Raw genomic sequence first — 16,304 nt, 5'->3', positions numbered from 1 at the left:
CGAAGGGCGATTTTATAAGGCTTATATGCCGCGTTATTGATTTTGACAAGGGAATAACCATTCTCTGCAATCAATGCCTTGCCTCTAAGCCTTTTAATTCTCGCTAAGTGATCAATTAATTAGTCCGATTGGTATAATTAACCAAAACTCAATAAGGATAAGTAGAGTTGAACAAATCTATAGCTTTATCTCCACATGAGCCGATAAAATTAATTATCTTCGATTGTGATGGTGTATTAGTCGATAGTGAAATATTAAGTCAGCGTGTACTGCTAGGTATGCTAAAAAAGTTAGACGTTGTTGTCTCTGAAGACTATTTCCTCACTAACTTTTTAGGCTTTAATTTTAAGCATGTCACCGCGAAAGTTTTTGAAGACTTTTCAGTCAAGCTGACGAGTGAATTTCGTGAACGCTATCGAGCAGAACTGATTAACGTGTTTGCTGTAGAACTGCAACAGACCAATGATCTTGAGTGGATGCTATCTCAGCTTAAAATAGACAGTTGTGTTGCGACAAGTGGTAGCCCAGAAAAAGTAAAACACTCGTTACATTATACCAAGCTTGAAGACTATTTTGCTGGCAAGGTATTTACTTCTTCAGAGGTTAAACACGGTAAACCTGCCCCTGATTTATTTTTACATGCCGCCAATTCAATGGGGGTAGCAGCTAAAAACTGTTTAGTGATAGAAGACTCTCATGCTGGTGTTTGCGCAGCCCAAGCGGCCAATATGAATGTTATTAGGTATGTAGGTGCGAGCCACCTGAACAGTAAAAATATTCTGACTCAAATATCTGATGGCAGTAATAGTGATAACCTTAGTCGCGTTTGCACTATAGAACATTGGTCACAATTATTTGAGCAAGTACCTTCGCTTATTTCATCATGCAACATCGAGAGGTAACACGTGTTAAAGCGATCTAAGTCAGAAATAAGAAAGTTAGACGATGCCGCTAAAGCCGGTTGGTTGTATTACGTTGCAGGTAATACGCAAGAAGAAATAGCTAAAAAACTCAATATATCGCGTCAATCAGCGCAGCGAATGGTAGCATTATCAGTTAGCGAAGGCTTGATTAAAGTCAGGTTAGAGCATCCAATAGCTAAGTGCATGGACCTTCAGCTCCAGCTTAAGAGTCGTTTTGGCTTAACGTCATGTACGGTTGTGCCAAGCGACAATAGTGAGCCAAATTCTACATTAGGACTTGCTCAAGCGGGCGCTAAAGAAATAGAATTTCATTTAAAATCGCCAGAGCCGAAAGTAATAGCGATGGGAACTGGTCGAGTTTTACGTGCTTGTGTGGAAGAATTGGCTTTATTGAACTGTGAACAACATCAAATAGTTGCTTTATTGGGTAATATGGCTTTAGATGGTTCAGCTTCATCATACGATGTTGTGATGCGCATGGCTGAACATATTAATGCCAAGCATTATCCTATGCCTTTACCTGTACTTCCGAGCAGCAAAGAAGAAAAAGAACAATTGCATACTCAGCGCTATATTGCGAATAATTTAAAATTAGCATCGCAAGCTGACGTTACTTTTATTGGGGTAGGTAATTTAGCCATTAATTCACCGCTTCATATAGACGGTTTTGTCAGCCCAGAAGAACTTGAAGAGCTACAAACTAAAGGCGCGGTAGGAGAGTTAATTAGTTGGGTATTAGATGTTGACGGTAATCTGATTGATTGCACTGTTAATCAACGAGTTGCTAGCACTCCTTTGAAAGTAAACCCTGATAAGGCTGTGTATGCTATTGCTGCGGGTGAAGAAAAGGTATTAGCAATATTAGGTGCGCTTAGATCTAAACTAATTAATGGCTTAATCACCAATGAATACACAGCTGAACGCTTATTAAGCATAGCGTAAAACCAGCAACATTTACTGGTGCTATGCTAAATTAATGATGACGACTAAGCTAGCATGTTTTGTCAGATTCAATTATTGAAACAAACTTAAATTTTATTATAAAGGCTTATTAAACATGTTAACTAATTCACTGGCATGGCAAAACTTACAAATTCATTATTTAGACAGTAAATCAATTCATCTTAAATCATTGTTTCGTATGGATCCTGAACGATTTGATAGATTTACAATATCTGCCTCAGGATTAACCTTAGATTACTCAAAAAATCATTTAGTACCAGAAACTAAAGCGTTACTTGTTGAGTTAGCAGAACAATGCGGTGTTAAAGAAAAAATAGAAAAAATGTTTTCAGGTGAGCCGATTAATACTACTGAAAACCGTCCGGTGTTACATACAGCGCTACGTAATTTTTCTGATGAACCCGTGTATGTTGATGGCGAAAATATAATGCCATTAGTAAAAAGTACCTTAGACAAAATAAAAAGTTTTGTGGATGATGTCTCTTCTGGTGTTACCAAAGGTTATAGCGGCAAGGCATTTAAAGATATAGTGGCAATTGGTATTGGCGGCTCATTTTTGGGGCCTAAAATCATGTCTGAAGCACTAAAACCATATCGTCAAAAGCACTTAAATGTACACTATGTTGCCAATGTTGATGGTTGTCATATTCATGATGTGTTGTCAGGGCTAGATCCAGAAACAACCTTGATAATTACCTCATCAAAAACCTTAACGACTCAAGAAACACTAAGAAACACTGAAACAGCTAAAGAATGGTTTTTAGAAAAAGCTGACAGTAGTGATATTCAACATAACTTTGCTTGTGTATCGGCCAATGTTGAAGCGGCTAAAAGTTTTGGTATCAGCGAAGAAAATATTTTCCCAATGTGGGACTGGGTTGGCGGACGATACTCAATTTGGTCAGCCATTGGCTTACCACTTGCCATTGGTATTGGTTTTGACAACTATTTAGAGTTTTTAAATGGTGCATTTGAAATGGATGAACATTTTAGAAAAGCACCTTTTGAAGACAATATGCCAGTAATTATGGCGCTATTGGGTATTTGGTATCGAAATTTCCATGGTGCACAGTCGCAAGTATTATTACCGTATTATCATTATTTACGTGGTTTACCTGCTTATATACAACAGCTTGATATGGAAAGTAATGGTAAGTCGGTTAATCTAGATAATAAAGAAACAGACTACGATACTGGTCCTATTATTTGGGGTAGTGAAGGTACGAATGGACAACATTCATTTCATCAATTAATTCATCAAAGTAAGACACCTATACCGGTCGATTTTATTTTGCCGCTTAATCCACATGTAGATATTTCTGATCATCACGACATGTTGATTGCTAACTGTTTAGGGCAAAGCCAAGCATTAATGGAAGGCCAAACAGAAGAGCAAGTTATTGCCGCAATGACAAAAGCAAAATGCAGCACTGATGAAATCAGTTACTTGTCATCTCATAAAGTGATGAAAGGCAATAAACCTAGCAATACTTTACTTATGCCAAAACTAACACCTAAAGCGTTAGGTAGTCTTATTGCATTGTATGAACATAAAGTTTTTGTGCAAGGTGTTATTTGGCAAATCAACTCGTTTGATCAATGGGGTGTAGAATTGGGTAAAGCCCTTGGCAATGAAATATTTAGTAAGCTGTCGAATGTGGATATGCCTTTGAACGAAGATGGTTCAACGAAAGGTTTGATAAACATTTGCCGAAACAGACGTAATATAAGTTAACGTCGTTAATCGGTTAAATACACAAAATATATAAGCCCTGGTAATTAATGTTATTGCCAGGGCTTAATTTTTCACAACACAACAAAATAGGCATTAATACTACCAACTTTACCATCGCACCATTATCATTTTTACTTCATACTTATAAGACAATTTGAATGACTCAAATCTAATCTGCTAATTTTCAGTTAGTTTGATCTTTTAAGTTTGTCCTTATTAATAAAAAGTAGAGTATTGAAAAATTAGCCTTCCAATTCATAAAATATTAGCTGACCTGTTGCGTGAGCTAAAAGATAACCCGAGTGTAGTATTGCAAGCTGAGCCAGGGGCTGGTAAGTCTACCGTTGTGCCGCTTGAGTTGTTAAAAGCTGACTTTTTGAATGGTCAACGAATTATTATGCTTGAGCCTAGACGAATGGCGGCAAGATCAATTGCTAATTACTTAGCTAAATGCCTGGGTGAAAAAGTTGGGGAAACCGTCGGTTACCAAGTCAAAAATGATAAGAAAATATCTGCGGCAACTCGGCTTGAAATTCTAACCGAAGGCGTGTTAACAAGAAGGCTTCAGTTAAATCCTGAATTAGACGGTGTTGGGCTGATCATCTTTGATGAATTTCATGAGCGTTCTATTAATACTGATTTGTCACTTATGCTTTCGCTCGAAATTCAACAAGTGATTCGTGAAGATCTCCGTTTGTTAGTGATGTCAGCAACACTAGACACTAATTTAGTATCAAAGTACCTTGATGATGCCCCTGTAATGTTGTGTAAAGGGAGGGCTTATCCTGTTAGTGTTTCTCATCAGAAAACTGACAGCAGACAGTTAGCATCAAATGTCTGTAAAGCGATATCTAATGTTATTCAAGATGAAGGTGATGTTTTGGTATTCCTCCCCGGAGTTGCTGATATCAAAAGGTGTATTTCACAGGCGACAACCGTATTTTCAGCACATCAAAACCTTAAACTTATTGCCTTATATGGTGCATTGCCATTAGAAGAGCAGGAAAAGGCGATTGCATTAGCACCCCAAGGCACTCGAAAGGTTATTTTCACCACCAACATTGCAGAAACGAGTTTAACCATTGAAGGAATTACTTGTGTAATTGACTCAGGACTTGAAAAGACACTTATTTTCAACCCTTCAAGTGGCATGTCAAAGTTAACAACAACAACGATATCAAAAGCCTCAGCTGAGCAACGCAAAGGTCGTGCCGGTAGGTTATCTGAAGGGAAGTGCTTAAGGTTATGGAGTGAATCCGAACATAGATCGTTGAAGGACTATCAAGAAGAAGAGATCTTAAATGCAGATTTAGCTGATGCGGTGTTAGAGCTTGCCAGTGCTGGCCATGCAAGTTATGAAGAAATCAATTGGTTAACGCCCCCGCCAAAAGCCCATTATGATTCAACTCAAGATTTACTCGTAAAACTAGGAATGTTAGACACTTTAGGAAAGATCACTGCACTTGGTAAAAAAGCAAGTGGGCTACCAATTCATCCAAGGTTAGCCAAGATGATGTTGGCTGCCAATGACAAGCAAGAGCGCGAAATTGCGTGTAATCTTGCTGCTCTTTTGTCAGAGCGAGATATATTACAGGGTGGCGGTAGTGCCGATTTATTGATGCGATTACAAGTTTTGATTGAGAGTGATACAGACAATATTAATAAAGCTTATGTTAATAGAAATACGCTGAAAACGGTCGTTAGAGATGTTCGGACACTGCAGTCATTGATACAACATAAGAAAAGTAAAGTAGACATCTCAGGTATGCCTGATATCGCCGCCTATTTATTGTTGTTAGCGTTTCCAGAAAGGTTAGCGAAAAGGCGTTCAGCTAATAGCCATAAATATCAATTAGCGAATGGTAAGGGCGTTTATCTGGCAGAAGAAGATCCGCTTATTAATAATGAATATTTAGTGGTTAATGATTGTGATGCTCAAACCAAAGAAGGCCGTGTTTTTAGTGCTATTACTTTTAATAAACATCTTTTAGTTGACAAGTTTTCTCACCAAATTTCAGAAAAAATAGACTATGAATTAGCAGCCAATAATAGCCGAGTATATGCAAGAAGACTGAAAAAATATGGCAGTTTAATTATTGAGGAAACAAGAAGTAATGATGTCCCCGCAGAGTTTATATTAGACAGTATTCAATCTCTGATAAAAACTGATGCTAAAAGTATATTGCACTGGACTCAGGAGTGTGAAGATTGGTTAAAAAGAGTGGAATGGCTTGGTAGTAAGATGGAGGGTTTTCCTGTGCTATCAGAAGCGTTAATTATGGAAAGTGCCGAAAATTGGTTGTTGCCTTACATTACCAATATTAAAAAAATATCGGAATTAAAACAGGTGAAAATACTGCCGCTCTTATCTTCATTATTAACTTATGAAGAATCAAAAATACTTGAGCAAGAAGCACCAATAACCTATACCACACCGAGCAATAAAAAAGTGTCCATCTTGTATGATAAAAACTCAGAGCCTACCGTTGCTGTTGTACTGCAAGAGTTATTTGGTGAGCTTGAATCTCCCATGTTGGCAGGTAATAGCGTTGCACTGCGTTTTGAACTGTTATCACCTGCTAGAAGGCCAATACAAATAACCAGTGATTTAGCTAACTTTTGGGGCGGGTCTTATGTTGAAGTTGCTAAAGATATGCGCGCTAAATACCCTCGACATCGATGGCCTATTGACCCTTTTTCTGAAAAAGCAGGCCGTTCTATTAAGCCAAAATAAGCCGTATGAAATAAAAAGTATCAATTAGCATTTTGAATATGAATAATAATTGTAGTTAAATAGAGATATATCATTTGCTTAGATCTTTAACATACTATAAATACTTTACTTTTTCGAGGTCTCTTATTAGCACTCAAACACCATTATCATCAATTGTTGCTGGCCCTGTTGTCCGTCATTGTGATGTTGACCAAGTTAACTTTTGGTTGGTAACAACACAAAAATATAGTATTGCTTGTAAAATAGTGATGGTTAAAGATCATAATGTAATTTTTGATAAGCATTTAGATTCTGCGGAACTACAACAAATTCAAGTTGGTAAGCAGGCATTTATCAATCTTATTTCAATCAAAGTAACTGACGGTTTACCTGAAAATGAGTTATTAGCATATGATTTTTGTTTCAAAGACGGCGTTACAGAATATGGCTTAGTCGAGTTATTACCCGATCTGGTTTACCCGAACCAAAGTCTACCTAGCTTTGTTATTAAGAAAAATATTAATAAAATACTGCATGGCTCTTGTCGAAAACCTCACTTTAAAAGTAGTGATGCGTTATGCCAAGTTGATAACTTATTAAAAGGAAGTGATTTTTCAGCTGAACAACGGCCTTCAATGTTAATGATGTCAGGTGATCAAGTCTATGCTGATGATGTGTCAGGACCTATGCTGGTTGCTATTCATCAAGTGATAACATTACTTGGTTTATTCGATGAATCATGGCGTAATGAGTCTTCGAACTCTCCTCATATACATAATAATCAACAACTGTTAGATAGCCCATTTTGTTATTATCAGAGAGAAAAAATATTACCTCACGAACGCGTTAATCGAGGCGGTATTAATAAATATCTCTCGCTTAATAAGCAACCTATATTCACATCTGATAATGCCAAAAATCATTTAGTGACGTTTGCTGAAGTCATGGCAATGTATTTGTTAGTTTGGTCGCCAGAGTTATGGGGCGTTGTTGATTTATCCTTAGAAAAACAGACGAATATTCCTCTTTCATTTCAGCAAAAATATCAAGATGAGCTGATTGTTATTAATGATTTTTCATCGGGATTAACAAAGGTTAGACGTGCGATGGCACATTTACCGAGTTATATGATTTTTGATGATCACGATGTCACAGATGACTGGAATTTAACGCGAGGTTGGGAGGAAGCGGCCTATAACAATAGTTTTTCTAAGCATATTTTAGGTAATGCATTAATTGGTTATTGGTTGTGCCAAGGGTGGGGAAATGCGCCTGACAAATTTACCGCACTGAATGAGGATATTCCAAAGCACTTTACTGATGTCGGCATAGAAGAGCATACGTCATTAATTAATAAGTTATTTTCTTGGGAAGAATGGCATTATACTTTGGCCACTTCACCTAAAGTAGTGGTGTTAGATACCCGCACAAGACGCTGGCGCTCTGAAAGTAATGCAGGAAAACCCTCAGGTTTAATGGATTGGGAATCGTTATCTGAATTACAACAAGAATTAATAAATGAAACTGATGTTATTGTTGTTTCCCCTGCACCAATATATGGAGTAAAATTAATTGAAACCATACAGCGTATATTTACTTTTTTTGGTAAACCTTTACTGGTTGATGCTGAAAATTGGATGGCGCACCCAGGTACAGCGAATGTTATGCTAAATATTTTTCGGCATTACAAAACACCGCCAAACTTTATTATCTTATCGGGCGATGTTCACTATTCTTTTGTTTATGAAGTTACACATAGATTTATACGAAGCCATTCAAAAATATTACAAGTAACCTGTAGTGGTATTAAAAATCAATTTCCTTCTACTTTATTAAATACACTGGAAAAACTTAATCGCTTTTTATATGCCACATATTCACCGCTTAATTGGTTTACGAAACGTAGGCGCATGAAAATTAAAGTACGTAAATTCAGTGATGACTCGAACATGAGTTTGTATAATGGTAGCGGTATAGGTTTGCTTAAAATAAGTGACAAAAATCAAAAAATAGAAGCATTTGTTATTAATGCGGATACTGGTGATTCTATAGAATTTACTAAGGTATAACATTAAGATAACGACGACATTTTAACACTTAATGATTTAATAAATGGTAAATATCATATACTCATCAATGCTAGGATTTTATACCTAAATGACAACAAAGAAGAAAAGTAATAAAGCAGAAAACACTGTTAAATCAAAGCAGGGTAAAAATGTTAGTAAACCTCAAAGAGCATGGTTGCGTCGCATTACTGTTATAGGTGTAAAACTTGCAATTGCGCTTTTTTTTACGCTGGCTATTTTTACTATTTACCTTGATGCAAAAGTGCAGCAAACGTTTGAAGGGCAACGTTGGCAAGTACCTGCACAAGTCTATGGTAAAATTGAATCGTTGGTAATTGGTGAGCGACTCAACCTTAATCATTTAGCACAATCGTTAAAATTAAATGGCTATAAAAAAGTAAGAACCGTTACTGCTTCAGGACAGTATGCTCAATCAGCCCATCGAATTATTATCTACCGTCGTCCGTTTGTTTTTCCACAAACACATACCGTTACTACGACTGATGCCATTCAACTAACAATTGATGTTTCCGCGGGGAAAATAAGTCAGCTTTTTATTGATGATGTTCCCGTAACTTCATTACAGGTAGAGCCCATATTACTCGCTCGATTAGTCCCTAATAACAAAGAAGATCGTATCTTAACGGCTTTAGAAAATACTCCTACGTTATTATTAGATACATTATTACTGATTGAAGATCGTGAGTTTTATCATCACCAAGGTATTTCTCCTTTAGGTATCTTACGTGCGCTTTATAATAATATTATTGCAGGGCGAACTGTTCAAGGCGGGAGCACGCTAACCCAGCAACTAGTTAAGAATATGTTCTTAACGCAAGAGCGTACCCTGACGCGCAAAGTGAAAGAAGCAATAATGGCAATCATTATTGAAGTGCGCTATAGCAAAGATCAATTACTTGAAGCTTATATTAACGAAGTTTATTTAGGTCAACATTATGCGAATGGTATTTATGGCTTTGGTTTAGCGGCTAAATTCTATTTTGGCACAACACTTGAAGAATTAAATAGTGCACAAATAGCGTTGTTAGTTGCACAAGTGAAAGGGCCAAGTTATTACGATCCATGGCGAAACCCTGTTAGAGCAAAAGAACGTCGAGACTTGGTTTTGAGACTTATGTTTGAAGAAAACTTTCTTACGGTCGAAGAGTTTAAACAAAGGGTTAGTTCGCCGTTATCAATACGTAAAAATAGACGCTTCAAAGCGCAAGAGTACCCCGCTTATTTACAAGTAGTACAGCAAGAGTTAAATCAATTGTTACCCTCTGTTCAGCAAAAAAATGGTATTCGCGTATTTACGGGGTTTTCTCACTTATCACAGCAATTTCTAGAACAAACGGTTACCAGTCAGTTAACGGCACTCGAACAAAAATATAAGCAAACTGATTTACAAGCTGCAATGATTGTGACCGATATTAACAGTGCTGAAATTAGGGCATTAGTTGGCGATAGAAAAGCTGGTTACGCAGGTTTTAATCGGGCAATAAATGCGAAACGTCCTATAGGATCATTAATCAAACCGGCTATTTATTTAGCGGCTTTAGAGCGTTATGAACAATTTAATTTTGCTACTTTATTGGCAGATGAACCTATAACCTTAACAAATGGCGTAGATACAACTAGTAAGCAAGGGAGCCAAGCCGAAGCCGCGTGGCAACCTAAAAACTATGATGGCAAGTATCGCCATCAAGTACCGTTAATTGATGGTTTAGTCAATTCGCTTAATATTCCTACTGTCAATTTAGGTATGGCTTTAGGGTTAGATAATGTGGCCAAAGCGATTCATTTATTTGGTTTTGACGAAGATATTGTTATGAGACCGTCAATGCTACTGGGGGCGATTAACATGTCACCTTTACAGATTAATCAGTTGTATTTATCGCTGGCTAATCAAGGCTATGCTGAACAGGCGCATACAATTAATATCATTACGTCCAACAAGGGGGAAACCCTATGGCAATATCAAGCGAGTAATGCTCAAGTTATTTCAACGAATGCTGCTTATTTAATGGATTATGCTTTAACGCAGGTTACTAAAACAGGCACCGCCAGATCACTGACTTGGCGATTAAAAAATAATGAGCTAGCGGGAAAAACAGGTACCAGTAATGATTTACGTGATAGCTGGTTTGTTGGATATGATGACCAGCATTTAGTTACTACGTGGTTAGGTAAAGATGATAATAAACCAACTGGCTTAACCGGAAGTAGTGGAGCTTTGGTATTATTTTCTGACTTTCTTAAAAAGCAAGGCGTTGTGAATAAAACGCGCATTAAACCTGAGGCCATAGCGACAACCTTATTTGAGGAAAAAACAGGGCATGCAGTGTCAGATCAGTGCGATAATACTAAAGCTTACCCTGCAATATCGGCTGGAATAACAGTAAAAGATGGTTGCTTGAAAGAAAAAGTAGATGAACGATCTTGGTTTGAAAAGTTATTTTCTGATTAATATCACCTTATCCCATGAAGTAAACTTTAAATATTTACTAGTAAATGATAACCCAATAACTGTTTTTATATACAGCTTGTTATTTGTTGTGATATTGTTAGTTTATTAACAATGAAAATTTTATTTTTATTGAGCTCTCTTTTAATACCAATTTTATTAATTAAGTGAGCAATTTTATAGGTAAAAAAATTGCCAACAAATAGAAGGCATTTATTTTAATAACTAGTGGTTATAATTATTAAATAAATAACGATGTCGTTGGTGATCTTAGCAAGTAGAAATGATCATATAGCTAGTAAGAATTGGTATAACATGACTAAGGAAGAATAATGGCAGTTGAAAGTCGATTCGTCGTCATTAGACACGGGGTGGAGGCAAAAACATTTATGGATAAGAAATCAGCAGATGAATATGACAAAATGTTGGATATGGCTGATAACTTGGCTGATGTATTTGCGCAATCACCAATAGAATTAAGTGACAGTGTTAGCGAAGAACTGAGTATTTATTTAGCTCAACATCGCGAAGAAGTGCTAGTTGCTTTACTTGCGAAGAAACCTGCAAGTAAAGCTCCTACCAAAAAAGCACCTAAGAAAGCCGCTGATAAAACTCCCGAAAAGGTGGCCGAAAAAACAGTTGAAGCAAAACCAGCAAAACCAGCGACTAAGTCAGCTAAATTAACTAAAGAGAATTGATTTTGTAACGCAAAATCAAAGATTATCATGATTGATTATCAAGTTTTACGCAGTCATCGTAAAACACTTTCGCTGCAGGTAAAACAGGGGCTGGTTTATGTTCGTGCCCCTCATCATGTTGATGAAAAGTTTATTAGCCTCTTTATTCAGAAAAAAAGCGCATGGTTGAAAGCTAAAATTACCGAGCAAAATCAAAGTGCTGATCTTTGTTGTGATTTTACTCAGGGCTCAAAGCTATTTGTATTTGGTCAACTGGTTACACTCAATATTATATTTGCTGATACAGCTGAAAAATTAGATCCAAAAAGTAATGTTGTACTTACCGAAACCATGAGCGAACAACAAACCCTTACTGTTAAATTACCAACACGTATTCAACGTAAACAACTCGATGAATTAAGCTTGGCTATTGCCGTTAAAAAACAACTAGAATGCTATTTTAAACAGCAAGCTCAAAATATTATCTTACCGAGAGTAGAGTATTACGCAAAATTAACCAAGTTAAACTATACCTCAATAAAAATAAGACAATATCGTGCTCGTTGGGGAAGCTGTAATAATAAAGGTGAGCTGAGCTTTAACTATTTATTAATGATGCTACCTAGGCAAGTTATTGATTATGTTATTGTGCATGAATTGTGTCACTTGCGTTATTTAAATCATTCAAAGTACTTCTGGCAATTAGTGGCCAAACACTTTCCCGATTATATTGAAGCGCAACAATGGGTAAAAACGCATCAGTCAGCGTTGTATTGGCAGTCTCCTGTATCGAGTTAACGTTTGCATAAATTCTCATCGACCCAGTTAGCGATAGCGCCTATTGTCTAATGTTTTTCCTATCATTTTATTGGTTGCTCTTGTAATTAATAAACTATGAATATGCAAGTAACGCTAGGTGCATAAAAATCACGCTGTACTTGAACATTTATTAATATCAATGAATATATAGCTATCCTTGAAGATTACTTAAGTGACAATATAGTTGATCAATTAACCACATATAACTTTTTTTTAATATATATGCATATACTATAACTTTTTATTCTCTTTCTAATTGGTCAATAAATGTTGACACTATTAAGTAAATCAGGCATTTTATGACCCATGAATATTACCTTTAGCCAAATTATTATTATTATAACCACCACCACCACCCGAATAGGATGATGGTTGCAGGCTGACGTGTAAAAAAAATAATTTTATCGAAGCTCGTAACCTGCAAAGGTTACGAGTTTTTTGCTTTCAAGAAAGGGAAAAAATAATGCGTGTACTTAAATTTGGTGGCTCATCGTTGGCATCAGCTGAGCGTTTTCGTCAAGTTGCTGATATCATCAAAGACAAAAGCCAATTGACCAAAGTTGCTATCGTTGTTTCAGCACCCCAAGGTGTTACTAATCATTTGGTAGCTATGGCTGAAAATATTACTGATGAAGCAAAGTTAATCACCGATTTAGGACATTTCAAACGTGCTATTACCACCATTATTGAAGACTTGTCTGCAAGTTTAAGTAACTTTAATTCACATCATTGTGAACAGGCATTAGCTAATTATGAGCATCAGCTACAGCGTTATATGCAAGGCGCTACAATGCTTACTTATTGCCCTGATCATATCCGTGCTCGAATTATTAGTACAGGCGAGCGATTAAGTGTTGCCATTCTTGATTCAGTTTTACAATCTCAAGGTTTACAAGTTTCGTTACTTTCACCTGAAAAATTCCTTTGTACTAATGAATCGTCATTAAATGCTGTGGCTGACTTAGTGCTTTCTAAAGAGAAGTTTTCAATAGAATATGAAAAATTGAATCAGATCTCATTAATGCCAGGTTTCATTGGTATTTGTCTCGGCAAAGATAATAAAGAAGATCAAGTTACTACACTAGGACGTAATGGCTCTGATTATTCTGCAGCCGTTTTAGCAGTATGTTTACAAGCAGAATGCTGTGAAATTTGGACAGATGTTGACGGTGTTTATAATGCTGATCCTCGTATGATTAAAGAAGCTAAACTTCTTGATTACTTGTCTTATCAAGAAGCAATGGAGTTATCTTATTTTGGTGCAAGCGTGTTACATCCGAAAACAATTGGTCCAATCGCTCAATATCACATCCCTTGTTTAATCAAGAATACCAGTAATCCAGCGGCACCGGGTACACTCATTTCAAATGAAAATGATCAGCAAAAGCGCGTTAAAGCGATATCCAATCTTGATGATTTAACTATGGTTAATGTTTCAGGACCAGGTATGAAGGGCATGGTAGGCATGGCAAGTCGCGTATTTGCTACCATGAGTAGAGAAAACATCTCGTTAGTATTAATTAGCCAATCATCAAGCGAATATTGTATTAGTTTCTGTATTCATTCAGCGGATGCTCAACAAGCTGAAGAAAGCTTAAAAGAAGAGTTCGAACTTGAATTGCTTAATGGCTTACTTGAGCCGATTGCCCTAAAAGGTCAATTATCTATTGTGTCGCTAGTGGGTGATGGTATGCATCATCAACGTGGTGTGGCAGCGAAATTCTTTAGTTCATTAGCACAAGCACGCGTTAACGTCGTTGCTATTGCTCAGGATTCTTCAGAGCGTAGTATTTCGGTAGTAATAGAAGAAAGAAAATGTACTGCTGCTATGAAAGTTAGTCATCAAAACTTCTTTTCACATAAACCAGCAATTGATGTGTTCTTAGTTGGTTGTGGTGTCGTAGGTAGTGAGTTAATCGCACAAATTTCACGTCAACAAGAAAGCTTGAAAAAGCAAAATATCGCTTTAACTGTTTATGGTATCGCTAATTCAAAAGGGATGGTATTTGCAAAAGAGGGTATCGACTTAGATAACTGGCAAGAAGCAATGACACAAGGCATTGAAAATAAAAATGCCGTTGAGGTTAATGCTAAAAACTTAAAAACTTTTGTTAGTGATAACCACTTAATTAACCCTGTTTTAGTTGACTCAACATCTAATGAAGCATTGGCTATGAGCTATGTAGATTACTTGGCGGAAGGTTTTCATGTTGTGACACCAAACAAAAAAGCCAATACTGATTCATGGGAATACTATCAACAATTACGTAGTACCGCGCAAGCAACTAATCGTCGATTCTTATATGAAACAACGGTAGGTGCAGGTTTACCAGTAATCGATACCTTACAAAGCTTGATTAAAGCAGGCGATGAATTATTACGTTTTGAAGGTATATTATCCGGTTCGTTATCTTATATTTTTGGCAAGCTTGATGAAGGTATGTCTTTATCAGAAGCAACGGCTATTGCTAAAACAAATGGTTTTACTGAGCCTGATCCTCGTGACGATTTAAGTGGAATGGATGTTGCGCGTAAATTATTAATTATGGCGCGTGAATCTGGCATGCAGCTTGAACTGTCTGATATTAACATTGAATCAGTATTACCAAGTGATTTTGATGATAGTGGTGATGTGGATACTTTTATGAATAACTTATCAAAACTAGACGCTGCTGTGAATGCTCGTTGTGAAGCCGCAAAAGCCGAAGGAAAAGTGTTACGTTATATTGGTAATATTGTTGATGGGAAATGTCAGGTTTCTATTGAAGCGGTAGATGCTAGCCATCCACTTTATAGTATTAAAGATGGCGAAAATGCATTGGCAATACATAGTCGTTATTATCAACCACTACCATTTGTTTTACGTGGCTATGGCGCTGGCGCTGCAGTAACTGCTGCTGGTGTTTTTGGTGATATATTAAGAACACTAGCGTGGGAGCAACAACACTAATGTCTACTTTATCTTCTTTGTCAGCTAATGTCTCTGTTTTCGCTCCGGCCTCAATTGGTAATCTTAGCGTTGGTTTTGATGTATTAGGCTTAGCCGTTAAACCTGTTGATGGCACTTTACTTGGTGATGTTGTCACTGTAGAAAGCGCAACGGAAGACAGTTTAGTCGTCGTTGGTGCTTTTGCTGATAAATTACCTAAAGAAAAAGAAAATAATATTGTTTGGTCATGCTTGCAATTGTTTAATCAAGCATTGGTTGCCCAAGGGCAAACCGTTGTTACTGTACAAATGACCTTAGACAAAAAAATGCCTGTAGGTAGTGGGTTAGGCTCTAGTGCTTGTTCGGTAGTAGCAGCACTTGCCGGCTTAAATACTTTTTACAGTAAACACCATAATTTCAGCTTTGACGAAAAAACTGTACTGAAAATGACCGGGCAAATGGAAGCGCAAATTAGCGGTAGTTTACATTATGATAATGTCGCACCTTGTTACTTAGGTGGTCTACAGTTAATGGTGCCAGATAGCGAAGTTATTAGCCGAGTTTTACCTGGTTTCAATGATTGCTATTATGTTATGGCTTATCCTGGTATTGAGGTGTCAACTAAAGCGGCTCGTGATGTATTACCGACAAGTTATAGTCGTGCTGATGTGATAAGCTATGGTCAAAATTTAGCAACGTTTGTTGATGCGTGTCATCGACAAGACAAAGCACAAGCATTTTCAGTATTAACGGATGTTGTTGCTGAACCCTATAGAGTTAATTTATTACCGAAATATCAACAAGCCCATGATTATTTAATGGCTGAAGGCGCTCACGCGGTTGGTATTTCTGGTTCGGGCCCCACATTATTTTGTATATGTGATAACGAACAACAAGCACAACGTTATGCGTTATGGCTTAAAGAAAATTATTTACAAACAGCACTAGGCTTTGTACATGTTTGCAAAGTAGATGAAGCGGGTGCAGTAGAAGTTTAATAGCATGGCTA

The 16,304-nt window shown here is 36.9% G+C and carries 10 protein-coding genes; all 10 read left to right on the top strand.

What is annotated here, in order from left to right; genetic code table 11:
* Positions 1 to 167 precede the first annotated feature (167 nt).
* Positions 168 to 902 (top strand): HAD family phosphatase, encoded by a 735-nt coding sequence (locus tag Q4503_RS06660; protein ID WP_252727639.1) that lies wholly within the window; start codon positions 168 to 170, stop codon positions 900 to 902.
* A gap of 3 nt (positions 903 to 905) precedes the next feature.
* Positions 906 to 1,865 (top strand): sugar-binding transcriptional regulator, encoded by a 960-nt coding sequence (locus tag Q4503_RS06655; protein ID WP_303601775.1) that lies wholly within the window; start codon positions 906 to 908, stop codon positions 1,863 to 1,865.
* Positions 1,866 to 1,980: 115 nt separating this feature from the next.
* The gene (pgi, locus tag Q4503_RS06650; protein WP_303601774.1) at positions 1,981 to 3,621 is read left to right on the top strand and encodes a glucose-6-phosphate isomerase; all 1,641 of its coding nucleotides are present in this window, start codon (positions 1,981 to 1,983) and stop codon (positions 3,619 to 3,621) included.
* A 241-nt stretch (positions 3,622 to 3,862) separates the two neighbouring features.
* Entirely contained in the window at positions 3,863 to 6,355 is a 2,493-nt protein-coding gene (hrpB, locus tag Q4503_RS06645) for an ATP-dependent helicase HrpB (protein WP_303601792.1), read from the top strand.
* Positions 6,356 to 6,429: 74 nt separating this feature from the next.
* Positions 6,430 to 8,403 (top strand): alkaline phosphatase family protein, encoded by a 1,974-nt coding sequence (locus tag Q4503_RS06640; protein WP_303601773.1) that lies wholly within the window; start codon positions 6,430 to 6,432, stop codon positions 8,401 to 8,403.
* 88 nt (positions 8,404 to 8,491) lie between these two features.
* Positions 8,492 to 10,873 carry a penicillin-binding protein 1B gene (mrcB, locus tag Q4503_RS06635; protein ID WP_303601772.1) on the top strand — a complete coding sequence of 794 codons (2,382 nt, stop codon included), beginning with the start codon at positions 8,492 to 8,494 and terminating at the stop codon, positions 10,871 to 10,873.
* 329 nt (positions 10,874 to 11,202) lie between these two features.
* Entirely contained in the window at positions 11,203 to 11,568 is a 366-nt protein-coding gene (locus Q4503_RS06630) for a YebG family protein (RefSeq protein ID WP_303601771.1), read from the top strand.
* Between the two features lie 27 nt (positions 11,569 to 11,595).
* On the top strand, positions 11,596 to 12,345 hold the full coding sequence (locus tag Q4503_RS06625) for a M48 family metallopeptidase (protein WP_303601770.1): 750 nt from the start codon (positions 11,596 to 11,598) through the stop codon (positions 12,343 to 12,345).
* Positions 12,346 to 12,829: 484 nt separating this feature from the next.
* Positions 12,830 to 15,316 carry a bifunctional aspartate kinase/homoserine dehydrogenase I gene (thrA, locus tag Q4503_RS06620; RefSeq protein ID WP_303601769.1) on the top strand — a complete coding sequence of 829 codons (2,487 nt, stop codon included), beginning with the start codon at positions 12,830 to 12,832 and terminating at the stop codon, positions 15,314 to 15,316.
* A complete protein-coding gene (gene thrB / locus Q4503_RS06615; RefSeq protein WP_303601768.1) occupies positions 15,316 to 16,293 on the top strand; it encodes a homoserine kinase in 978 nt (325 codons plus the stop codon). The genes thrA and thrB overlap by 1 nt, the downstream gene beginning before the upstream one ends.
* The last annotated feature ends 11 nt before the right edge of the window (positions 16,294 to 16,304 follow it).

Source organism: Colwellia sp. 6_MG-2023, assembly GCF_030547765.1.
Taxonomy (GTDB): Bacteria; Pseudomonadota; Gammaproteobacteria; order Enterobacterales; family Alteromonadaceae; genus Colwellia.
Note: the sequence above shows the minus strand (reverse complement) of the source record. Positions and strands in the feature narration are given on the sequence as shown.